Annotated in this window: 15 protein-coding genes and 1 tRNA gene; 10 read left to right on the top strand and 6 right to left on the bottom strand. The window is 64.3% G+C overall.

Annotation, left to right across the window (positions count from 1 at the left end):
- Positions 1-55 precede the first annotated feature (55 nt).
- From C1A30_RS36340 to C1A30_RS13285, 4 genes are read left to right on the top strand one after another with little or no spacing between them, the layout of a single operon-like run.
- Entirely contained in the window at positions 56-241 is a 186-nt protein-coding gene (locus C1A30_RS36340; RefSeq protein WP_101948747.1) for a helix-turn-helix domain-containing protein, read from the top strand.
- On the top strand, positions 238-1,569 hold the full coding sequence (locus C1A30_RS13295) for a tyrosine-type recombinase/integrase (RefSeq protein WP_142392599.1): 1,332 nt from the start codon (positions 238-240) through the stop codon (positions 1,567-1,569). The genes C1A30_RS36340 and C1A30_RS13295 overlap by 4 nt, the downstream gene beginning before the upstream one ends.
- A gap of 37 nt (positions 1,570-1,606) precedes the next feature.
- Positions 1,607-1,963: a type II toxin-antitoxin system RelE/ParE family toxin gene (locus C1A30_RS13290; protein WP_101948746.1), complete on the top strand. Its 357-nt coding sequence runs from the start codon at positions 1,607-1,609 to the stop codon at positions 1,961-1,963.
- A 1-nt stretch (position 1,964) separates the two neighbouring features.
- Positions 1,965-2,288, top strand: a complete 324-nt coding sequence (locus C1A30_RS13285) for a helix-turn-helix domain-containing protein (RefSeq protein ID WP_101948745.1) — start codon at positions 1,965-1,967, stop codon at positions 2,286-2,288.
- Positions 2,289-2,506: 218 nt separating this feature from the next.
- On the opposite strand, the gene C1A30_RS13280 is transcribed toward C1A30_RS13285, so the two are convergent.
- From C1A30_RS13280 to C1A30_RS13265, 4 genes are all read right to left on the bottom strand, one after another.
- Positions 2,507-6,040, bottom strand: coding sequence for a hypothetical protein (locus tag C1A30_RS13280; protein ID WP_142392598.1), 3,534 nt, complete (start codon positions 6,038-6,040; stop codon positions 2,507-2,509).
- Positions 6,041-6,647: 607 nt separating this feature from the next.
- A tRNA-Met gene (locus C1A30_RS13275) sits at positions 6,648-6,724 on the bottom strand.
- A gap of 51 nt (positions 6,725-6,775) precedes the next feature.
- Positions 6,776-7,741 carry a helix-turn-helix transcriptional regulator gene (locus C1A30_RS13270; RefSeq protein ID WP_101948743.1) on the bottom strand — a complete coding sequence of 322 codons (966 nt, stop codon included), beginning with the start codon at positions 7,739-7,741 and terminating at the stop codon, positions 6,776-6,778.
- 40 nt (positions 7,742-7,781) lie between these two features.
- On the bottom strand, positions 7,782-8,261 hold the full coding sequence (locus C1A30_RS13265) for a MarR family winged helix-turn-helix transcriptional regulator (RefSeq protein WP_101948742.1): 480 nt from the start codon (positions 8,259-8,261) through the stop codon (positions 7,782-7,784).
- Positions 8,262-8,343: 82 nt separating this feature from the next.
- Between C1A30_RS13265 and C1A30_RS13260 the strand changes: the two genes are divergently transcribed.
- The 5 genes from C1A30_RS13260 to C1A30_RS13240 all read left to right on the top strand — a co-directional run bounded on the left by C1A30_RS13260 (position 8,344) and on the right by C1A30_RS13240 (position 17,099).
- Positions 8,344-9,402 carry a glucose 1-dehydrogenase gene (locus C1A30_RS13260; protein ID WP_101948741.1) on the top strand — a complete coding sequence of 353 codons (1,059 nt, stop codon included), beginning with the start codon at positions 8,344-8,346 and terminating at the stop codon, positions 9,400-9,402.
- Positions 9,399-11,210, top strand: coding sequence for a glycoside hydrolase family 15 protein (locus tag C1A30_RS13255; protein WP_200828349.1), 1,812 nt, complete (start codon positions 9,399-9,401; stop codon positions 11,208-11,210). The genes C1A30_RS13260 and C1A30_RS13255 overlap by 4 nt, the downstream gene beginning before the upstream one ends.
- 67 nt (positions 11,211-11,277) lie before the next feature.
- Positions 11,278-13,071 (top strand): thiamine pyrophosphate-requiring protein, encoded by a 1,794-nt coding sequence (locus C1A30_RS13250; RefSeq protein ID WP_101950177.1) that lies wholly within the window; start codon positions 11,278-11,280, stop codon positions 13,069-13,071.
- A gap of 8 nt (positions 13,072-13,079) precedes the next feature.
- Positions 13,080-14,204 carry an enolase C-terminal domain-like protein gene (locus tag C1A30_RS13245; RefSeq protein ID WP_101950176.1) on the top strand — a complete coding sequence of 375 codons (1,125 nt, stop codon included), beginning with the start codon at positions 13,080-13,082 and terminating at the stop codon, positions 14,202-14,204.
- A gap of 21 nt (positions 14,205-14,225) precedes the next feature.
- Positions 14,226-17,099 carry an FAD-binding and (Fe-S)-binding domain-containing protein gene (locus C1A30_RS13240; protein WP_101948739.1) on the top strand — a complete coding sequence of 958 codons (2,874 nt, stop codon included), beginning with the start codon at positions 14,226-14,228 and terminating at the stop codon, positions 17,097-17,099.
- A 2-nt stretch (positions 17,100-17,101) separates the two neighbouring features.
- On the opposite strand, the gene C1A30_RS13235 is transcribed toward C1A30_RS13240, so the two are convergent.
- The gene (locus tag C1A30_RS13235; protein WP_101948738.1) at positions 17,102-20,113 is read right to left on the bottom strand and encodes a UPF0182 family protein; all 3,012 of its coding nucleotides are present in this window, start codon (positions 20,111-20,113) and stop codon (positions 17,102-17,104) included.
- 81 nt (positions 20,114-20,194) lie between these two features.
- Positions 20,195-21,217, bottom strand: a complete 1,023-nt coding sequence (locus C1A30_RS13230; protein ID WP_200828255.1) for a PDZ domain-containing protein — start codon at positions 21,215-21,217, stop codon at positions 20,195-20,197.
- Positions 21,218-21,276: 59 nt separating this feature from the next.
- Between C1A30_RS13230 and C1A30_RS13225 the strand changes: the two genes are divergently transcribed.
- Positions 21,277-22,650, top strand: a complete 1,374-nt coding sequence (locus tag C1A30_RS13225; RefSeq protein WP_200828254.1) for a zinc-dependent metalloprotease — start codon at positions 21,277-21,279, stop codon at positions 22,648-22,650.
- Positions 22,651-22,709: the final 59 nt, after the last annotated feature.

Raw genomic sequence — 22,709 nt, 5'->3', positions numbered from 1 at the left:
CGCCGAGCGAATCCGAACAGGACCCACCTGGCGTGACTCTCCTCCAGGCTGGTGAATGAAATTGGAAGACAACGTATTCAACGAACTCCCTCTTCTGCTTGCGGTGCCTCGTGCCGCACAGCTCCTGGGAATCAGCCGGGCTGCGGCGTACCGTTTGGTCGCCTCCGGCGAGCTGCCGGTTCGTCGTCTCGGTGGCCGCGTCTACGTCGTGACCGCCGGCCTCCGTGACCTGGCATCGTGAAGGGCTCGGTATATCCGCGCGGTTCCAAGTGGTACTACAAGTTCCGGGTGCCGGAGCGCGATCCCTCGACGGGTCAGTTTCCGTGGATATCAAAAGGCGGCTTTGACACCGAACGGGAAGCCTGGAAGGCCTGCCGAGAAGCGATGCGGGACGCCGACCGCGGCCGTGTCGTCAAACCGTCCACACGCACTGTCGAGCAGTTCCTCACTGAATGGTTGGCTGCAGTGGAACCCTCGCTGGATGCCACGACGTGGCGCAACTGGAGCGACTACGCACGCTCCTACGTCATCCCGCACATCGGAGGGGAACGTCTGCAGCGGCTCGACGAGCCTCAGTTACTGAAGCTGTACGCCAAACTGCTCGCCGAAGGCCGGGTAAAACGCAACAACGACGTAGCGATGTACGAGCACTGGTCGCAGCGTGTCGCCGACGGCGACCCGCCCACGCCGCGTCAGCTGTCGGAGGCCTGCAACACATCGATCCACGCGGCGCGCACCGCTGTTCGGCGTTACCGATCCGGCATTGTCCCCAAACCCTCGTCGAGGGGGCTGGCACCCAAGACCGTCCGAAACATCCACGCGTTTCTCCACCGAGCGCTGGCCGATGCGGTCGCATGGAAACAGTTGACCGACAACCCCGCGAGCAGCGTCAAGCCGCCCCGACTCCCCCGAACCCGGCGCACGGTGTGGACCGCGAAGGAGATTCAAAAGTTTCTGGCATCCGTGCGCCGCGACAGATTCGCAGCGCTGTTCGTGCTGGAGTTGACCACTGGTATCCGTCGCGGCCAGGTCTGCGGACTCAAATGGAGTGACGTCGACCTCGACGCAGGGACGGTGACCGTGCACGACAACCGCGTCGTGGTCGGCGGCCAGGCCGTCGATAAGGCCGGCGGTAAGACCCGCAACGCCGATCAGACCATCTCGATCGACCGCGCCACAACCGCGGCGCTGAAGCAGTGGCGGACGGTACAAGACAGTGAGCGCGACTTCTTTGGCAATGCCTACCACCCGGGCCACTTCGTGTTCACCTACCAGGACGGCCGACCGTTGCATCCGGACTCGATCCGGCAGCGCTTCGATCGCCTGGCGGCCGCAGCGGGACTGCCGCGCATCACCTTTCACGACCTGCGCCACTCCTATGCGACGGGGGCATTGCGTGCCGGCGTAAGCCCAAAAATTGTCAGTGAACGCATCGGACACGCGAACATCGGGTTCTTCTTGGAGACCTACGCGCACGTGATGTCCAACGACGACCGAGAGGCGGCCGAACAAGCGGCCAGCTTCCTCTTAGGTGACGCCTGGTCGGACGACGACGGCACTGGGCCTTGAACGCCGGCTGTTGTCGATATAACGCAGGGATTATATAGTGGCAGACGAGCAGTGGGACGTAATTTTGCTCGAGGAGGTCGAAGAGTGGTTCTTCAGCCTCGACACCGACGAGATGACCACGGTCGCCGGTGCCATCGACCTGCTCGAGATGGAAGGCCCGACGCTGGGCCGGCCAGTGGTCGACAGAGTAAAGGGCTCGCGGTTTCACAGCATGAAGGAGCTGCGGCCGGCCGCAACCAGCATCCGGATCCTGTTCATCTTCGATCCGCTTCGGCGGGCGATCCTGTTGCTCGGCGGTGATAAGGCGGGCACCTGGAAGAGCTGGTACGACAAGAACATTCCGGTGGCCGAAGCGAGATATGACAGCTGGCTAGAGAACGAAGGAGGTGGATGAGATGGCGAGGAACTGGCGCGACATCCGCTCAGACGCCGTCGCGCAGGGTCGCGTGGATCCGAAGCGCGCCGCGGCGGCGCGCACCGAAATGCATGCTGCCGTACAGGCTCACCGCCTCGCGGAGATCCGCAAGGCACTGGGCCACACCCGCCAGGCCGACGTCGCCGCGCTCATGGGCGTCTCGCAGGCGCGGGTGTCCAAGCTCGAAAGTGGCGACCTGTCACACACGGAGCTCGGGACGCTGCAGTCCTATGTCGCGGCGCTGGGTGGTCACCTACGGGTAGTTGCCGACTTCGGCGAGAGCAGCGTTGAGCTAACGGCTTGACGGGAGTGGCAGCGATATCGCGCAAGAACATAGAAGGCTCTGCGCGCGCTCATCCGCAGCGGATGTTTAAGGCTCGCAGGCTGTCGGCACGAGCGGTGCTCGCCGCCGGGATGATGCGAATTGCCGCTGACACGCTTGGCTGGGACAGGCCGGGCACACAGCCGTCGTTTACGGACACTCGCGCCGCAACGCGTCGATGGGGTTCGAGGCGGTGCGTCTTAAGGACCGGTCTTCGGACTCTCATCCAGACCGACGACAGCGCTGAACCGATGAACGCCGGTTTGGAAGATTCGCCGCAGCGAGTCGGGCAGCCGGCGCTCCGTGACGCGGTAACCGAGAGTCCGCTCACCGACAACGGCTTGAACCAGGCGAAGACCGGATCGCTTGGAGTAGGCCGCGACAAGATCGGCGCGCATATATAGAAAGGCACATCCATACCCAGGTCCGGGCGCCGTGCGGTAGATCGTGGCCAGCTTTCCGCGCTGATCGACCATGTCCGACGAGCCGCCGACGACCCGCAGACCCAATACCGTTGCAATCGGCGGTGCGGGGAACATCACGCTGCCTATCTGGTTCATCTGGCTGTGATAACTCTCCCATGCCCAATGTCGAGTCGAATTTTCGACCGGAATGCCGACCTTCCAGCCACTGTCGAAATAGGTAAATGCTCTGTCGTTTAGTCGTTTTGGGCGCCCATCCCTCCTCCGAACGTGAGCTCCAAATGCCCGCGACCAAGGCACTTCTCCGTGAAAGGTGTAATAGTCCACGCCAGGGTTTGGGAATCCGTCGTTTCCTTGCTCTCGGCCATCTTCGACCTCCCTCCGGAGAGACTCCAGCGATCGCTCCGGTGCGAAAACTGACGTGACCCACGCACGTAGCTCTCGTCCGTCCCGCGCGCCCTCGTGGAGGTTGCCGTCGAGCAGAACCCAATCGCCGATGTGACCGTCGACCTCGGTCTGACGCAGGAGACTCACGTAGTCGGGAACCTTCCCAGTCGTCAGCCAATCCGCGAAGTTCGTTGGTGATGCAGCGAAGATATCTCGGCGAGGCGGCTTCCAAACCGGGGTAGGTCTTGGAAAGCTCGGATCAATATCAGCGTCAGACGGCCTTGGGTCGACAAGGCGATGGTCTGCGATCTTCCCCAAACCTGCGCGGAGGCCGTACATCTCAAAGAACGCGATCCACGAGTACTTCTTGCCATACCGATCCACTTGTTCGCCTTCGCGTCGACGCTCGTATCGCTGAACGATCTCTCGGTCGGCCGCATTGAACCTCTCGGTCGAGTAGCCAAGCAACCGCATGCGATCGGCAATCTGCCGACGAACACGCGCGTACTCGGGATGCTTATCGTCGTAATTCCACCGTCCGTCCACGAGACGACCGATCGTGTAATTGCCGAAATCCATGTGTATTCCGTGTTCGGGATCCTCCACATCAGCCTTGCGAATGCGCGAAGACGGGCGGAACGGCGATGGTGCCTGACCAGGCCCGAACACAAGAAATTCACGGTCGGATCGCGCCAACGCGCGAGGGCGAATTTGACGTAGGACATCCAGGATTCCAGAGGCATAACCCCGCATGAGAGCGTGCCAGGTCGCATGCGGAGCTTTCGGCCGCAAAACCTTCTCGAGCAACTCGCGTCCAAGCGTCGCGAGGGCATTCGCGAAGTCCGAACTTCCCGTCTCCAACGCCCACCGTCGTAGGCATGCGCCGTAGGACGCACCAAGCATCCGCTCCGGAACATACGGATCGTTGAATCCGAGGAAATCCGCGGTGATATCGAACAGCGCGACCGGGTGACGTTCCCCCAGGAACACTAGCGCCCGTGTTGCACGATCGCGCATCCTACGATCGGTCGTCGTAAGCGCGAGGGCGAGTATGCGAATCGCCCGTCGCGCCGTATCGCGATCGACGCTTGCCAGATCTTCCTGCTCCACCCATGTGAGTAAGCGATGAACGTTCGAATCCGCGTCGATTTTCCGTAGGAACTCTGACCATTCCAGGTCGCGGACGTACATTGGCATCGCGCTGAGTCTGTTGTAGAGCCAGTCGAATCCAACTCGGTGGTCACCGCGTGCTGCGAGTCCGATTACGACCTCGTAGGTGCGGGCGCAGATGTTCACTTCGGGGCGATCTGCGAGCAGTGTCACCAATCGCTCGGTCTCTTGAGTGAAGCTTGAATGCGGTCGCCAGTACAAGCCCTCAAGGAAGGCATCGACGAACGGATGGAGCAGCCGACGCTGTTTTGGGAGGTACGCGAGAAGTTCGGAGCGCGCCCCGCACTTCTGAGTCAAACGCTTGACTCGCTCTGGGAACTCGATCATTAGCGCCGAGGCCACACCTGGCTCCGAGAACCTACGGCCCCGTCGGTCGTTGACAAATACCGCTCCCAACCGTCGATTGGAGTAAAAGCAACGCCGCAACCTCGCCTCGGTTGAGGTGTCGAGGTGCTCGTCCAATAGATGGCGTGCGACTAGATGGTCGGAGAACCGCTGATACGGAAGCGTGAAAATGTCGACATATCTGCCGTCCTCGTAACGCGAAGTTTCAACCAGTAGGCCCGCCGCCCGCATCGACTTCAGGACCGCCCTAGCTGTCCCTCGCCCGACACCAGCGAATGCCTGGATCTCACCGACCACCTCATCGGGAGTGAGCCACTCGCGTCTATTCCTTGCCAAGACTCCGGCCAATCCCAGACGGCCCTGGCGGGGTTCACCCTTCATGATGAACCAACACGCCTTCGCCGAAAGATTATGGATGGCTTCAACTTCGGCACCGGAGTGCTTGACAAAATTCTCTAGGACGTACGTCATGCTCTTCTGGCCTGACGCAAGGTCCCGCAACTTCTCCTTCTGCGACCGCTTGCTCAGGTCCTTGACGCCCTCGCACATGAGCCGAAGAAACAACGGCCGTGAAAACTCTGCACTGAGAAGCGGTACGTGCAGGGGCTGCAGGTCGTAGTACCTGAAGAATTCCAGCTGCGCGTCGAACTCTTGGTCCTCGAAGCCCGGGTGATACAGCTCGACCATCCTCGCTCGTGTCTTCTCCGCAATTACGCTGACATCGAAAGGCGTACGACACGAAACAACCAAACCGAGATTGTCTGCCTTCTCGACGTCGCTCAACAGCCGCGGGAGCCACTTGCGCCAGGCACCGCGGTCGGATTCGTTGATCGCATCGATCAGAAGGATTGCCCGCCGATTTCGGATCTTCGCCTCGGCGTCGAGGACAGAAACCAGTTCGACACCCGATGAAGCCAGTTTCGTCGCTTCGGCGACGGCATCGAACGGATGGATATCGGTCCGAAGTTCAGTCGCGAGAACGACCAGCGCGGGCGTCTCGTCGTAGAGGGCATGCGAAGCGAAATCGCAAAGGAAGTGAGTCTTTCCTGTCCCCCACTCTCCCAGCAGGAGGATCGAACTCGATTGAGAAAGAAGCTGACCCTCGACACCGTCGGCGAATTCGTTGATCTCAATGAGCGGCTCCTCCAGACGCCGAAGTGCCGCAATCCGCATCCGAATCAGCTCCAGCTGGTGCGAGCGGATCCTCTTCTCCTCATCAGACTCAGGACCCGCTGCCCTCTCGTCCTGGAGTACACGGAGTTCCGTGTACGCCTCGTCTTCCGCGTCGCTCAGTCGTCCACGTACAGCTGCGAGGTCCCGCCGGAAACGGAGCACCTGCTTGCGCACGTCACCGCCAATTGAGGCGTCCGCGATCCCGCTCAAGTCGCTATTTACCCGCTGCAGATTCACCACTCGACGCTTAAAGAGTCGATCGGCGTCAGCCGAGTCTCGCTCGTAGGCAGTGGCGACCGAGGTGGCAAGTTCCGTCGCGCGTGCCCGGAAGTCGGCGCCGAGGCATAGTGCCGAAGCGGCTCGCTGCAAAGGCTCAATCGCAAGGTTCGGTGCCTTGGGATCGAGCGCTGGTGCATACCGCGGTCCAGCCGAGGCGAGGGTCCGCTTCGCGATGCGTCGGAGCCGAGCCATCAGATCTGACGACACAACCGTTCCACTCGTCGATGTCCTGACGCGCATCGCGGTCCCACGACTTCGGTCACGGAAAAGCCGTATCGCACGTAAACGATCGGCTTCCTGGTTTGCATTTGTGCTAGCCGACATGCCCTGCGCCGGCGCGGACACAAGGTAGTCAACGCGAGGCGTGAGAGGACGGGTTCTGCGGCCATATTCACACTCTGCCGCACCCAACTGATTAATCCGGGCTGCGAAAACTCCGGACGGTAAGCGCTACCGAACTGATAGTCCGTTCCCTATCAGATCGTTAGCTTTGCGAATGTTCCCAAAAGTGTTCCCAAAGCTACGAAAACGGCCCTCAGAGATGGTCTCTGAGGGCCGTTTTACCTGGTAGCGGGGACAGGATTCGAACCTGCGACCTCTGGGTTATGAGCCCAGCGAGCTACCGAGCTGCTCCACCCCGCGTTGGTGAACGCAAGATTACCGAAGACGCAGGTTTCACACCAAATCGCGTGCTCAGCCGCCGCGCAGCGTGACGCTCGGAGAGCATCCGTAGGTCTTGCGGTACCGCGCCGAGAAGCGGCCCGCGTGGCCGAACCCCCACCGCGCGGCTATCTCACCCACCGTGGCCGACGCCGGATCGAACCGTGTCAACTCGCGATGCGCCTGGTCGAGGCGCACCTGACGCAGATATCCCATCGGCGTCGTGTCGAGATGACGGCGGAACATCAGTTGAACGGTTCTCGGCGTGACGTGGATTGCATGCGCGATGTCACAGACCCCGATGTCGCGGTCGAAGTTCTCGTCGAGGAATGTGACAGCCCGACGCAGCATTTCAGTGGACGCCCTGGTGTCGTCGAGTCCGTCACATGTGATTCGAACGGTGTGGGGGAAACACGTCAGCAGCGTCGCAGCCACGAACCGCGTTGTCGATGCGAGGACAAGCGGATGCCCCGTATCCGACCGTCCCGTCACGACGTGTGCCACGTAATCGGCGGTCCGTCGCCACAGGTCGGCCAGCCCGTCCGTCGGGGGTTGAATGCCCAGGAACTCGATCGACATGGGTCCGCGCTTCGCCACCACACTGTCGAGCAGGCCAGTGCCGATCGTGAGCTGACGTATCCGCGCATCGCGGGCCTGCAAGACCTGCGGGCGACCGCGACGGGCGCCCAGGACGGGACGACCGGCGGCCAACCGTTCGTCACGTCGCCCGCAGGTCAGCTTCAGGTGGCCGGCGGTCAGTTCCGTGACGAGCACCGCGTCCCCGGGCTCGCAGGCATAACGGAGAACACCCGCGACCGACGTCTCACTGATGCTGGAGGAGCCCGCGTCGTGTCGCACATGCCGGATCGTCGCTCCCGGCGTCATGCCCAAGAGGTGAACTTCCATGCCTTGCGCTTTGGAGAGGATCTCGCCCATCCGCGCCGGACTCGCCGTCGCGTACTCATGTCTACGAATGTGCTGACCCATTTGTTGCCTCATGGCAAATATTACATGAGGGCAAGAATTGAGGCCCTGAGGCTCAGACCGCTGTGACGTCCAGCTCGTGCGGCTCCCCCGCCGCCTGGGCGAAAACGTCCAACACCTTCGCAAGGGTTTCCCGGTCGCGAGCGTTCATCTTGCGCAACACCCGCTTTATCGCGGCACGACGATGTTCGGCTACCCGGTCGATGAGCGCATGTCCTTCATCGGTGAGCGTGAGGGTGATGTTCCGACGGTCAGCCGGATCCTCACTGCGATGCAACAGGCCAGCCTTGAGCACGCGATCACATATCCGACTTGCGTTCGGCGCGCTGACGCCCAGCGCGGCCGCGACCGAACCCAGATTCATCGGCCCGCGTGTCGAAATCATCATCAGCACACGCAACTGCGGCACCGTGACGATGTCGTCGACGTCCGCGACCGAGGCAGCCGCCATACCGACCAAGGCCCTGGACGCGGCCATTACGGCTTCCACCTGACGCGCCGATACGGCGCCGCCTTTGCGTTCGACCGCACTCATGCCGACACTATCGCCTGATAATTACCTGAAAGCAACTATTGCTGGTGGTTTGCAATACCCGTGTTGCGGCAAGTCTGCCCATATGCGAGCACTGACCGTCCAGGTGTCCAAACCAGACTCACTGCAGATCGAGGACGTTCCGGAACCAGACCCCGGCCCGGACGAACTCCTTGTGAACGGCGTCGCCATCGGAATTTGCGGCACAGACAAGGAGATCGCAGGAGGCGAATACGGCTGGGCGCCGCCGGGGCGCGACAGGCTCGTCCTCGGACACGAGTCGCTCGGTCGGGTCGAGCGGGCACCGAGTGGAAGTGGATTCGACGCAGGCGACCTGATGGTCGGTGTGGTGCGCAGGCCCGACCCGGAGCCGTGTGGCGCGTGCGCACACGGCGAGTTCGACATGTGCCGCAATGGCCGCTACACCGAGCGGGGCATCAAAGAGCTCGACGGCTACGGTAGCCAACGGTGGTGCGTGGAAAGCGATTACGCCGTCCGCCTCGATCCGCACCTCGCTGACGTCGGGATGTTGATGGAGCCGACCACGGTCGTGGCGAAGGCGTGGGAGCAAGTGCGGCTCGTCGGCGAGCGGGCGTGGTTCGAGCCGAACCGGGCGTTGATCACCGGCGCCGGACCCATCGGTCTGCTGGCAGCGCTGCTGTCGGTGCAGCAAGGGCTCGAGACCCACGTCCTCGACCGCGTTACCGATGGCCCCAAGCCCGGGCTCGTCCGCGCGCTCGGGGCGACGTATCACCATGCCGACATCAACGAGGTGGCCGGCAAGCTGCAACCGGACGTCGTGATCGAGGCGACCGGCGCAGGCCCGCTGGTGTTCGGGGCGCTCGCCAACACCGGCGGCTACGGCATCGTGTGCCTGACCGGGGTTTCACCGTCCGGGCGGACCATGAAGGTCGACGCAGGCGCCGTCAATCGCGAACTCGTGCTCGAGAACGACGCGGTGGTCGGCTCGGTCAACGCCAATCTGCGCCATTACCACCAGGCAGCCGAGGCGCTGGCGAAGGCGGATGCGTCGTGGCTGGCGGGTCTGATCACCCGGCGAGTGCCGTTGCACCGCGCCGCCGACGCATTTGCGCCTCAGGACGACGACGTCAAGGTGGTCGTTGATCTCGAACAGGTGAGCTGACGTTGGCGCACATCGAGGACTATGCGCTACTGGGCGATCAACAGACCGCGGCGTTGGTGAGCCGCGACGGTGCCGTCGACTGGCTGTGTCTGCCACGCTTCGATTCACCGGCCTGCTTCGCCGCCCTCGTCGGTGGAAGTGACGCCGGCAGTTGGCAATTGGTACCCGCTGCCGGCGGCCCCGCGACACGCCGCCGATATCGCGACGACTCACTCGTGTTGGAAAGCGAGTGGGACACCCCGGAGGGGACAGTGCGGTTGATCGATTTCATGCCGCCGCGGGGGGTGGCCGCCGACGTGGTGCGCATCGTCGAGGGAGTGCGCGGCAGGGTACCCATGCGCATGGTGCTGCGCCTGCGGTTCGACTACGGACACGTGGTGCCGTGGGTACGCCGACTTGGCGAGGATCTGACGGCCATCGCCGGGCCTGACGCCGTATGGCTACGCACCCCCGTTCCATTGCGCGGGAAGGACATGACGACTACCGCAGAGTTCGAAGTCCAAGCAGGCCAACGTGTTCCGTTCGTGTTGACCTACCAGGTATCGCATCTACCGCGACCGGATCCGGTTGACGCAGATGCGGCGCTCTGCCAGACCGAACAATGGTGGACACGCTGGATGAAGCAGTGCCGCTATACCGGAGGCTGGCAGCACGAGGTCCGCCGGTCCCTGCTGCTGCTCAAGGCGCTGACCTATCAACCCACCGGCGGCATCGTCGCCGCGGCCACCACGTCGTTGCCCGAACAACTCGGCGGACCGCGCAACTGGGACTACCGCTACTGCTGGCTACGCGATGCGACCTTCACGCTGCAGGCACTGCTCGGCACCGGATTCGTCGAGGAGGCACGCGGCTGGCGCGAATGGCTGGTCCGCGCCGTCGCAGGCGACCCGGCCGATCTGCAGATCATGTACGGCTTGGACGGCAGGCGCCGACTACCCGAATTCACACTGCCATGGCTGCGCGGATACGAGGATTCTCAGCCGGTGCGGGTGGGCAACGCCGCGGCCGGGCAGTTCCAGCTCGACGTGTGGGGTGAGGTACTCGACGGCCTGCACCTGGCGCGCGAGGCAGGGCTGCCGACCGATAACACCGCGTGGGACGTGCAACGCGCCCTGCTGGATTTCCTCGAGGGCCACTGGGAGGAACCGGACAGCAGCCTATGGGAAATGCGCGGTCCCGCACGATATTTCGTGCACTCCAAGGTGATGGCATGGGCGGGGGTCGACCGAGCCGTGCGCACAATCGAGCACCACCACCTGTCAGGCCCGCTGCACCGGTGGCGGGCACTTCGCGACAAGATCCACCGCGACGTCTGCGCCAACGGCTATGACGCGGACCGCAACACCTTCACCCAGTCGTATGGCTCCGACGAAGTCGACGCGGCGCTGCTGCTCCTGCCCAGGGTCGGATTCCTGCCCTGGCGTGATCCGCGGGTCGTGGGCACGGTGCGCGCCGTGCAACGCGAGCTGTGCCAGGACGGATTCGTGTTGCGCTATCGCCCGAAGCAGAGCGATGACGGACTTCCCGGCGGCGAGGGCGTGTTCCTCGCCTGCAGCTTCTGGTTGGCCGATGCGTTGTGCGGCATCGGTTGCGACGACGAAGCGACAGCGTTGTTCGACCGACTGCTGGCTCTGCGCAACGATGTCGGGCTGCTGAGCGAGGAATACGACACCGTGCGCCGCCGGCAGGTCGGGAACACGCCGCAGGCGTTCAGCCTGGTGGGTCTGATCAACACGGCGCGGCAACTGAGCGGTCATCACACCGCCACCTCGGCGCGCCGCCACGAGCAGAATCTGCACCCAGGCTGAGTTAATTGCTATCAAGCAATACTTGCCCTATAGCAACTATCGCGAGTACCAAGGAGAGATGAGCGAAATGTCAGAGAAATCCGTCGCCGACTATCTGCTCGAGCGCTTGCGCGACTGGGGCGTCCGCCACGTGTTCGGTTATCCGGGCGACGGCATCAACGCCGTCCTGGCCGCTTGGGGCCGCGCCGACAACAACCCACAGTTCATCCAGTCGCGCCACGAGGAGATGAGTGCGTTCGAGGCGGTCGGCTACGCCAAATTCACCGGCGGCCTCGGCGTCTGCATCGCGACCTCCGGCCCGGGTGCGGTGCACCTGCTCAACGGTCTCTACGACGCCAAGCTCGACCACGTGCCGGTACTGGCGATCGTCGGACAGACCAACCGCAGCGCCATCGGCGGTTCGTACCAACAAGAGATCGACCTTGCCAACCTGTACAAGGACGTGGCCAGCGAGTACGTCCAAACCGTCACGGTGCCAGAGCAATTGCCCAATGTGCTGGACCGCGCGATCCGTACGGCATTGGCGAGACGGGCCCCTACCGCCTTGGTGATCCCTGCGGACGTCCAGGAACTGACGTACTCGCCTCCCACCCACGCCTTCAAGATGGTGCCGTCGAGCATCGGCGTCCAATGGCCGGCCATCGCGCCCGACGACGCCGCCATTCGCCAGGCCGCCGACGTGCTGAATGCCGGCAAGAAGGTGGCGATGTTGGTCGGCACCGGCGCCCGCGGCGCGCACAAGGAACTCGCCGAGGTCGCCGACCTCCTCGGCGCGGGAGCCGCAAAGGCATTGCTCGGCAAGGACGTGCTGTCCGACGAGTTGCCGTGGGTGACGGGATCCATCGGGTTGCTCGGTACCCGACCCAGTTACGAGATGATGCGCGATTGCGACACACTGCTCACCGTCGGGTCGAGCTTTCCCTATACGCAGTTCCTGCCCGAGTTCGGCCAGGCCCGCGCAGTCCAGATCGACATCGACCCCACCCTGATCGGGATGCGCTACCCGTACGAGGTGAACGTCGTCGCGGACGCGAAAACCGCCCTGCAGGCAATACTTCCACACCTGGACCGCAAGTCCGACCGGTCGTGGCGCAGCGACATCGAACGCAACGTCACCAGGTGGTGGGAAACCATGCACAAGCGCGCAATGGTGAGCGCGAAGTCGGTCAACCCGCTGCGACTGTTCGCGGAACTGTCACCGCAACTTCCCGAAAACGCCATCGTCACGGCCGACTCCGGATCGGCGGCCAACTGGTATGCGCGACAGCTTCGGTTCCGCGGCGATATGCGCGGGTCGTTGTCGGGCACGCTGGCCACCATGGGGCCGGGCGTGCCGTATGCGATCGGAGCCAAATTCGGCCATCCCGACCGTCCGGTCATCGCGTTCGCCGGTGACGGTGCCATGCAGATGAACGGCATGGCCGAACTGATCACGATCAAGCGCTATCACGAGCAGTGGCGCGACCCACGGCTGATCGTCGCGATCTTGCACAACAACGACCTCAACCAGGTCACCTGGGAAATGCGCGCGATGGCCGGCGCACCGAAGTTTGTTGAATCGCAAACCCTTCCCGACGTCGACTTCGCCGCATTCGCGGCGGGGCTCGGCCTGAACTCAGCCGTCATCACCGATGCCGACGACTTGGCTGGCGCATGGAAAACAGCGCTGTCGGCGGACCGCCCGACCGTTCTGGACGTGCACACCGATCCGGACATGCCACCGATCCCGCCACATGCCACCTGGGATCAGTTCACGGCGCTGGCAGGCGCTGTGCTCAAGGGCGACGAGGACAGCTGGGGATTCATCAAAGAAGGCGTCAAGGCCAAAGCCCAGGAGTTCGTCCCTCATCGCGGCTCGTGAGTTCGGCCATGACAACGTCTGCCAGAGCGGTGACCGACACGCCAATCACCGACGTATCGGCCACCGCGTACACCATCCCCACCGACTCGCCAGAGGCTGACGGCACCCTGTCATGGGATAGCACGACCCTCGTCGTGGCCGAGGTGTGTTCCGGTGACACGACCGGCTTGGGGTGGACGTACGGCGACCCGCGATGCGCGGGCCTGATCACCGACGTGCTGGCTCCGAAACTACTGGACTGCAATAGTTTCGATATCACCGGCGTGTTCGACACCATGGTCAAGGCGGTGCGCAATGTGGGCCGAGGAGGTGTCGCAGGCCAGGCGGTGTCGGCCGTCGACATCGCGATGTGGGACCTCAAGGCGCGCCTGCTCGACCTTCCGATGCACCGGCTGATCGGCGCCGTGCGCGATGCGGTGCCGGTCTACGGTAGCGGCGGCTTCACCACCTACGACCACCTGCGGTTGCGCGACCAACTCAACGCATGGACAGGGGAACTCGGCATCCCGCGGGTGAAGATCAAGATCGGCGAATCGTGGGGCACGTGCACCAGGCGCGACATGTCGCGAATTCGGCAGGCACGCGCCGTCATTGGCGACGCCGTCGAACTTTACGTCGACGCCAACGGGGCATATGACGCCAAACAGGCGATCCGACTGATCAGCGCCGTAGACGACATGGACGTGCGGTGGTTCGAAGAGCCGGTGTCGTCCGACGACCTCGCAGGCCTACGAATAGTTCGCGAGGCCATCACGGCTGACGTGGCTGCAGGCGAATACGGCTACGACTTGGCATATTTCGGCAGGATGTGCCGCGCTGACGCGGTCGACTGCCTTCAGGCCGACGCGTCCCGATGCGGAGGCGTCACCGAATGGCTGCGGGTGGCAGCCGTCGCCGCCGCACACGGATTGGAGATCTCGGCGCACTGCGCGCCGTGGTTGCACGCTGCGGTCGCGGCCTGTGTGCCCAATCTGCGGCATCTGGAATGGTTCCACGACCATGCCCGGATAGAGACACGGTTCCTCGACGGCGCGACGCTCCCACTTGACGGTGTACTGCGACTGCCCTCCGATGCGGCCGGACACGGGTTGACGTTGCGCAGCGCAGATCTCGAACCCTTCCGCTTGCCATGAGACCCCGATGACAGGACCACGATGACCACGACCGCGCTTCCGTTCAAGTCACTGGCCGCCGCGTTGCGTCAACACGTGGCCGGTGAAGTTCGCTTCGATCCAGGCTCACGGGCGACGTATTCGACCGATGCGTCGAACTATCGGCAGATACCGATCGGCGTCGTCGTGCCGGACAATCCCAACGACGCGGCGCGAGCCATCCGGGTGTGCCACGACCACGACGTGCCTGTGCTGTCCCGCGGCGGCGGCACCAGTCTTGCAGGTCAATGTTGCAACGCCGCGGTGGTATTGGACTGGAGCAAGCACTGTCATCGAGTGGAGCGGGTGGACACCGACGCGGGCACCGCCGTCGTCGAACCCGGCATAGCGCTGGACGTCCTCAATGACCATTTGGCGCACACCGGTTGGATGGTCGGCCCGAAGCCCTCGACCCATGTCAGCTGCACCATCGGCGGCATGATCGGCAACAACTCGTGCGGATCCACCGCGCAGGCGTACGGAAAAATGGCCGATTCCGTGCGCAGATTGGAGATCCTCACGTACGACGGGCTGCGGACGTGGGTCGGTGCGACAAACACAGCGGACGCCCGCGCCATCGGTCAAGGCACGGGGCGCGAAGCCGACCTCTACCGTGGCCTGCTCAGCATCGTGGACGAGTATGGCGACGACATTCGCGCTGCTTACCCCCACATTCCGCGCCGGGTGTCCGGCTACGGCGTCGATGCGCTGTTGCCAGAGAATGGTTTTCAGCTTGCCCGCGCGTTGGTGGGCAGCGAGAGCACGCTCGTCACGGTGCTTCGTGCGGAGCTGCAACTGGTCCGCCGACCGGCGGCCAGCGCGCTCGCCATCCTCGCATTCGACGACATCGCCACCGCCGCGGACGCCCTGCCCGCGATCCTCGAGCACGAACCCGCCGCGCTCGAGGGCCTCGACCATCGGCTCGTCGAACTCGAGCACTCGCGGCGGCTGGCCGAGAAGGCGTTGCGCCACCTTCCACCCGGAAACGCATGGCTGATGGTGCAACTGGACGGTGAGTGCCAGGAAGACGCGGACCACAAAGCGAAGGCCATGATCGACGCGCTGCACACAGCGGCGCGCAACGCCACGGTCCTAGACGATCCCGACCAGAAGCGGCAGGTGTGGGCGGCGCGGGAAGCGGGCCTCGGCGCCACGGCCTATCCCCCGACCGGACCGGAGACGCACGAAGGATGGGAAGACGCGGCAGTGCCGCCGAGCCGGCTCGGCGACTATCTGCGTGACTTCCGAAAGCTGTTGGAGCGCTTCGGTTACCAGAGCGCATCACTATATGGGCATTTCGGTCAGGGCTGCGTGCACACTCGCATCCCGTTCGACCTTCGCACCGCCGACGGGGTCGCCACCTACCGGCGGTTCGCGATCGACGCAGCGCATCTGGTGACCGACTACGGCGGGTCGTTGTCCGGTGAGCACGGCGACGGCCAATCCCGGGGCGAATTGCTGCCGATCATGTTCGGAGACAGGGTGGTTCAGGCCTTCGAGAAGACCAAGGCACTGTTCGATCCGACCAACCGGATGAACCCGGGAAAGGTCGTCAACCCATATCGGCTGGATGAGAACCTGCGGTTCGGCGTCGACTACCTACCCCTGGAGCCGCGCACCGAATTCAGCTACCCGCACGATCACCACAGCTTTCCGCACGCCGCGGCGCGCTGCGTCGGTGTCGGCAAGTGCCGCGGCCACGAGTCCGGAGTGATGTGTCCCAGCTACCGGGCTACCGGCGAAGAGGAACACAGCACAAGGGGACGCTCGCGGCTGCTCTTCGAGATGCTGCAGGGCGACGTGATAACCGACGGCTGGCGCTCGAAGCAGGTGCACGATGCACTGGATCTGTGCTTGGCGTGCAAGGGCTGTCGCAGCGACTGCCCGGTGAACGTCGACATGGCCACCTACAAGGCGGAATTCCTGTCCCACTACTACCGACACCGTATCCGGCCGATGGCGCACTACTCGATGGGCTGGATCCCGCTGTGGGCGCGAATGGCCGCAACCGTCCCGGTCGCGGCCCACATGCTCACCGGAAGCAAACCACTCGCCGCAGCCGTCAAAGCGATCGGCGGTATCGATCCCCAACGCAACGTGCCTCAGTTCGCGCGTCAGCCGTTCAGCCAGTGGTTCCGCGAGCAGCGCGACGATCCCTCACGTCCGACGGTGCTGCTGTGGCCCGACACGTTCAGTAACTACTTCGACCCCGACATCGCCCGCGCTGCAGTGGCAGTGCTGCGGGCCGCGGGATTCCGTGTCGACGTGCCGCAACACACCGTGTGCTGTGGGCTGACCTGGATTTCGACCGGCCAATTGAAGACGGCCAAACGCGTGCTGCGCCGCACTCTGAAGGTGCTGCGCCCCGCGCTGCGCGCGGGAACGCCAGTCGTGGTGCTCGAGCCCAGCTGCGCAGCGGTGTTTCGCTCAGACCTGCCCGAACTGCTCGCCGACAACGAGGACGCGCATCGGCTGGCCGGACAGACCCAGACCATCGGAGAGTTGCTCGACGGGCACGCCGACTGGCATCCCCCGCAGCTTTCGATGACCGCGGTCGTCCAACAACACTGCCACCAGCACGCGGTACTGCACTACACGCACGAGAGACAGTTACTCGCCGACGCGGGGGTCAACGCTGACGTCCTCGACGCTGGATGTTGTGGTCTGGCAGGCAATTTCGGGTTCGAACGCGGCCACTACGACGTATCCGTGGCATGCGCCGAAGACAAGCTGTTGCCAGCCCTGCGGGGAAGCGATCCGGCCACCTTGGTGATCGCAGACGGATTCAGCTGCCGGACGCAGATCAAGGATCTGTGCCCCGGCCGTCGCCCCCTGCACACCGCCCAGGTGTTGGCTGCGGGCCTACCTCCGGCCTGACGCTACTTGGCCGACTGATACTTCTTTATCGCATCGTCGAGCCGCTGCAGCGCCTGGCCGTAGTCGGCGAAGTTACCGCTCTGCTGGGCCTGCCGGATGTTGTCCAGCGCCGAGTTGACCTCTTGCAGCGCTGCGGCTTTGGCCCCCGACAGCTGCGTCGCCCCGCCATTCGGCGGCACCGCGATCGGAGTGGGCACCTCGGGCGCCTGACCCTGGCTGGGCGGCGGCGCCGCGGCACGCTGGCCGTCAGACGGCGGTGGCGCGGCAGCAGGCTGTCCGTTCACCGGCCCGGCCGGTGCCGGGCCCGTCGCCGTCGCATCGGCACCGGGGCCGAACAACTCGGTCAGCGCGTCGCGGACCGTCGGGCCGTAGCCGACCCGGTCGTTGTACATCATCGCCACGCGGATCAGGCGCGGATACGACGACGCCGCATCGCTGGCCCCCGGTGACGCATAGACCGGTTCGACATAGAGCAGCCCGCCCTGCGCGACCGGCAGCGTCAGCAGGTTGCCCCACCGGATCCGGTTCTGGTTGTCGCGCCCGATCACACCGAGGTCCTGGCTGACCGCGGTGTCCGTGGTGATCGCGTTGTTGGCCAGCTTCGGACCGTTGACCTGACCCGGAATCGTCAACACCGTGATCTTGCCGTAGGTGGCCGGATCGGAACTCGCGCTGATGTATGCGGCCAGGAAGTCACGCCGGAACCGGTTCATCGCACTGGTCAGCTGGAAGGACGCCGAACCATCGTTGGACGCAAGGTCTTTCGCGACGATGTAGTACGGCGGCTGGAAACTGCTCGCGGTTGGGTTCGGGTCCAGTGGCACATCCCAGAAATCCGACGTCGAGAAGAACGTGACCGGATCGTTGACGTGATACTTCGCCAACAGACTGCGCTGCACCTTGAACAGGTCCTCCGGATACCGCAGGTGCGCCTGCAGTTCCGGCGAGATGTCGCTCTTGGGCTTCACCGTTCCCGGGAACACCTTCATCCACGCCTGCAGCACCGGATCCTTCTCGTCCTGCGCGTACAGCGTGACGGTGCCGTCGTAGGCGTCGACGGTGGCTTTCACCGAGTTGCGGATGTAGGACACCATCTTGTCCGGGGCAAGCCGGTTGACCGCCACCTCGTTGGAATCGGCGGTGGCCGACGACAGCGACGTCAGTTGTGAGTACGGGTAGTTGTCCAGCGTGGTGTAGCCGTCGACGATCCACACCATCCGCTTGTTGACGATCGCCGGGTACACACTGGTGTCGGTGGTCAGCCACGGCGCAACGGCCTTCACCCGCTGCGCGGGATCGCGGTTGAACAGGATCTTGCTGTCGGGCCCAATCGGGTTGGGGAACACCAGCTTTCGCTCGGAGAACTTGGCGGCGAACACGGCGCGCGCCAACCAGTTGCCGATCGGAACGCCACCCTTACCGCTGTAGGTGTAGTTCTTGGTTTCGGTGTTGGTCTCGTAGTCGTATTCGCGGTCGTTACCGTTCTTGCCGACGATCGCGTAGTCGTCCGACGTGCTGGCGATGACCGGGCCGAAGTAGATGCGCGGCTGGTCCAGCGGCGCAGGCCCCGGCGAGATCACGCTGCCGTTGGCGCCCACCACGCTGGCGAGGAACTCCGGATAGCCACCGTTCTGGTTCGGGTCGTTGGCGACGCCGCGGACCGTGTTGGCGGGTGAGGCGATGAACCCGTTGCCGTGGGTGTAGACGAAGTGCCGGTTGATCCAGTCCCGCTGGTTGTCGATCAGCCTGTCGGGGTTGAGTTCTCGCGCCGCGACCACATAGTCGCGCAGGTTGCCGTCGGGTCCGTTGTAGCGGTCGATCGACAGCTGATCCGGGAAGTAGTAGAAGTTCTTGCCCTGCTGGAACTGGGTGAACGCCGGGCTGACGATGGTCGGGTCGAGCAGTCGGATGTTCGACGTCGTCGCGCGGTCGGCGGCGACCTGCTGCGCGTTGGTCTGCGCGTTGCCGCTGTAGTCGCGGTAGGTGACGGTGTCCGCCGTCAACCCGTAGGCCTGTCTGGTGGCCGTGATACTTCGACTGATGTAGTCGCTTTCCTTCTGTGCCGCATTGGGTTTGACGCTGATCTGCTCGACGATCGTCGGCCAGCCCCAGCCCACGATCAGCGAGCTCAGCAGCAGCAGCACCACCCCGATCGCCGGGATCCGCAGATCCCGCAACACGACGGCGGAGAACACGGCGACCGCGCAGATCACCGCGATGGTCATCATGATGAGCTTGGCGGGCAGCACCGCGTTGATGTCGGTGTAGCCGGCGCCGGTGAACGGTTTGCGGCTGTCGGCGTGGCTCAACAGCTCATAGCGGTCGAACCAGTACGCGACGGCCTTGAGCAGCATCAGGATGCCGACCAGCGTGATCAGCTGGATGCGCGCCGAGCGGCTCAGCGCTCCGGTACGCCCGGACAGCCGGATGCCACCGAACAGGTAGTGCGTCACCAGGTTGGCGATGAACGCGATGAACACCGCACCGAACAGGTAGCTGAGCACCAGCCGGTAGAACGGCAGATCGAACGCGTAGAAGCCGAGGTCCTTGCCGAACTGCGGATCGGCCACCCCGAAGCTGCCGCCGTGCAGGAACAGCTGGATCCGATCCCAGTACGTCTGGACGAAGAAGCCGGTGAAGACGCCGATGACCACCGGCACCCCGATGCCGATCAGCCGCAGCCGCGTCATCACCGCGGTCCGGTACCGGGCCACCGGATCGTTCGGGCCTGCGGTCGGGACGAACACGGGCCGGGTGCGGTAGGCCAGCGCGAGCGCACCGAAGACGATGGCGGCCATCACCACGCCGGCCACCACACCGACGACGAGCCGGGTGAGCAACTGGGTGGTGAACACCGAGCGGTACCCGAGTTCGCCGAACCAGAGCCAGTCGACGTAGGCGTCGACCAGCCGCGGTCCAAACAACAGCAGCAGCACGACCGCCAGGGCGACCCCGATCAGAATCCGGCTACGTCGTGTCAGCTTCGGCATTCGCGCCGCGGGCCGCATACCCACTCGTCAACTCCAGTCTTGGGATTTGTAAACGTCGACCGACGATGTGGTCCCAACTTTACGCATTCGCTGCACGGCAGATTCTCAGCAGCGGGGAGGTTCGCCACCGGCAGAAAGCGCATGCAGCGCATCCACGGCTTGCGTCAGGCTGTCCACCTTGATCAACTCCAGCCCGTCGTCGTGCGCCGACTTCGCCTCGTCACAGTTATCGGCGGGCACCAGGAACACCGTGGCGCCCGCTTCCCTGGCCGCCAGCATCTTGTGCGTGATACCGCCGATCGACCCGACTTTGCCGTCGGCATCGATGGTCCCGGTACCCGCGACGAACTTCCCGTCGTTGAGATCGCCCGTGGTCAGCTTGTCGACCACGGCGAGTGAGAACATCAGGCCCGCCGACGGGCCGCCGATGTTGGCCAGATTGAAATCGATCGAGAACGGCGCCCACGGCGCATCCAGCACCCCGACGCCCAGGTATCCGTAGTCGCGGTCCGGGTTGGAACCCAGCGTGATGGTGGCGACGCCCGCGGGCGCGTTCTTGCGGCGGTAGTCCAAGGTGATGGTGTCGCCGGGCTTGGTGGCCTTGAGCAGGCTGGTGAACTGGTCGAGGTTGGCGACCGGCTTACCGTTGAAGCCGTCGATCGCGTCCCCGCGCTGCAGCTTGCCGACCGACGGGCCGGGGTCGCTGACGTTCTCCACCGTCACCGCCGACGGGTACTTCAAGAAGCTCAGGGCCGCATACTCGGCGCTGTCCTCGGAACGCTTGAAGTCGGTGTTGTTGGCCTGGTCGATCTCGTCCTTCGACTTGTCCGGGGGATACACCAGATCACGTGGAACCAGCTGCTCGCGGCCCGACATCCACAGCGTCAACGCCTGCCCGAGGGTGAGGTCGTCGCGCTGCGACACCGTGGTCATGTTGAGGTGGCCCGCCGTTTGCTTGACGTCGGTGCCCTCGATGTCGACGACCTGTTTGCCGTCGACCTCGCCGAGGGTGTCGAACGTCGGCCCCGGCCCGAGCGACACATACGGCACCGTCACCAACGAGAGCAGCACCCCGAACGCCAAGATGGGCACCAAGGCGACCAGCAGCGTAGAAATCCGCCTGTTCACGGCGACCAATGTACGGTTCGCTCTCGGCGTGACCCGCGAAGCCACATGACCGCAAGCCGGTGAGTACCGTTGAGGACATGGCTGACCTGCCTTTCGGCTTCTCCTCCGGGGACGACCCCGACCGCGATAAGCCCAAGAAAGAACCCGACGCCGGTGGGGATCCGTTCGGGCTGGGCGGGTCCGAATTCGACATGTCACAGCTCGGCCAGATCTTCAGCAGACTCGGGGAGATGTTCAGCGGCGCCGGCAACGTGATGACCGGCGGCAAGCAGTCCGGCCCGGTGAATTACGACCTTGCCCGGCAACTGGCGTCCAGCCCCATCGGGTTCGTCGCGCCGGTGCCCGAGAAGACCACCGCCGCGATCTCCGATGCGGTCCATCTGGCCGAGACGTGGCTGGACGGCGCGACCGCGCTGCCTGCCGGCACCACCAAAGCGGTCGCGTGGACCCCCAACGACTGGATCGACAACACGCTGGAGACCTGGAAGCGGTTGTGCGATCCGGTCGCCGAACAGATCTCGACGGTGTGGGCGTCGGCGCTGCCCGAAGAAGCGAAGAGCATGGCGGCGCCGCTGCTGGCGATGATGTCGCAGATGGGCGGCATGGCGTTCGGCTCACAGCTCGGTCAGGCGCTGGGCAAGCTGAGCCGCGAAGTGCTGACCTCCACCGACATCGGGCTGCCGCTCGGCCCCAAGGGTGTGGCGGCGTTGATGCCTGAGGCCATTGAGGCGCTGTCGGAGGGGCTCGAGCAGCCGCGCAGCGAGGTCATCACGTTCCTGGCCGCCCGCGAGGCCGCGCACCACCGGTTGTTCAGCCACGTGCCGTGGCTGTCCAGCCAGCTGCTCAACGCCGTGGAGGCGTTCGCCAAGGGCATGAAGATCGACATGAGCGGCATCGAGGACTTCGCGCAGGGCTTCAACCCGGCGGCGCTGACCGATCCCTCGCAGATGGAGCAGCTGCTCAATCAGGGCATCTTCGAGCCCAAGGCGACGCCGGAGCAAACGGCGGCGCTGGAGCGGCTGGAGACGATGCTGGCGTTGATCGAAGGCTGGGTGCAGACCGTCGTTTCCGATGCGCTGGGCGACCGGATCCCCGGCACGTCCGCGTTGAGCGAGACGCTGCGCAGGCGCCGTGCCACCGGCGGCCCTGCCGAGCAGACCTTCGCGACACTGGTCGGGTTGGAGTTGCGGCCGCGCAAGATGCGGGAGGCCGCGGTGCTGTGGGAGCGCCTTACGCAGGCCGTCGGCTCCGACGCGCGTGACGCGGTATGGCAGCACCCCGACCTGCTGCCCACCGCCGAGGACCTCGACGCCCCCGCGGGCTTCATCGACCGGATGATCGGCGGCGACACCAGCGACATGGACGCGGCGATCGACCAGGCGATCGCCGATCTGCAGAAGGAATCCGACAAGGACGACGACACCGAAAACTGAGAATTCCCTTAGGGATTGAACAGTATCGGAGACGTCGGCCGTTTGTCTGATCGACGGGC

The sequence above is a fragment of the Mycobacterium sp. 3519A genome (assembly GCF_900240945.1).
Taxonomy (GTDB): domain Bacteria; phylum Actinomycetota; class Actinomycetes; order Mycobacteriales; family Mycobacteriaceae; genus Mycobacterium.
Note: the sequence above shows the minus strand (reverse complement) of the source record. Positions and strands in the feature narration are given on the sequence as shown.

Bases quoted from the DNA above. Each gene is read 5' to 3' on its own strand.
- C1A30_RS36340 (WP_101948747.1), top strand. From the start codon at position 56: ATGAAATTGGAAGACAACGTATTCAACGAACTCCCTCTTCTGCTTGCG.
- C1A30_RS13285 (WP_101948745.1), top strand. From the start codon at position 1,965: ATGGCGAGGAACTGGCGCGACATCCGCTCAGACGCCGTCGCGCAGGGT.
- C1A30_RS13270 (WP_101948743.1), bottom strand. From the start codon at position 7,741: ATGAGGCAACAAATGGGTCAGCACATTCGTAGACATGAGTACGCGACG.
- C1A30_RS13265 (WP_101948742.1), bottom strand. From the start codon at position 8,261: ATGAGTGCGGTCGAACGCAAAGGCGGCGCCGTATCGGCGCGTCAGGTG.
- C1A30_RS13260 (WP_101948741.1), top strand. From the start codon at position 8,344: ATGCGAGCACTGACCGTCCAGGTGTCCAAACCAGACTCACTGCAGATC.
- C1A30_RS13250 (WP_101950177.1), top strand. From the start codon at position 11,278: ATGTCAGAGAAATCCGTCGCCGACTATCTGCTCGAGCGCTTGCGCGAC.
- C1A30_RS13245 (WP_101950176.1), top strand. From the start codon at position 13,080: ATGACAACGTCTGCCAGAGCGGTGACCGACACGCCAATCACCGACGTA.
- C1A30_RS13240 (WP_101948739.1), top strand. From the start codon at position 14,226: ATGACCACGACCGCGCTTCCGTTCAAGTCACTGGCCGCCGCGTTGCGT.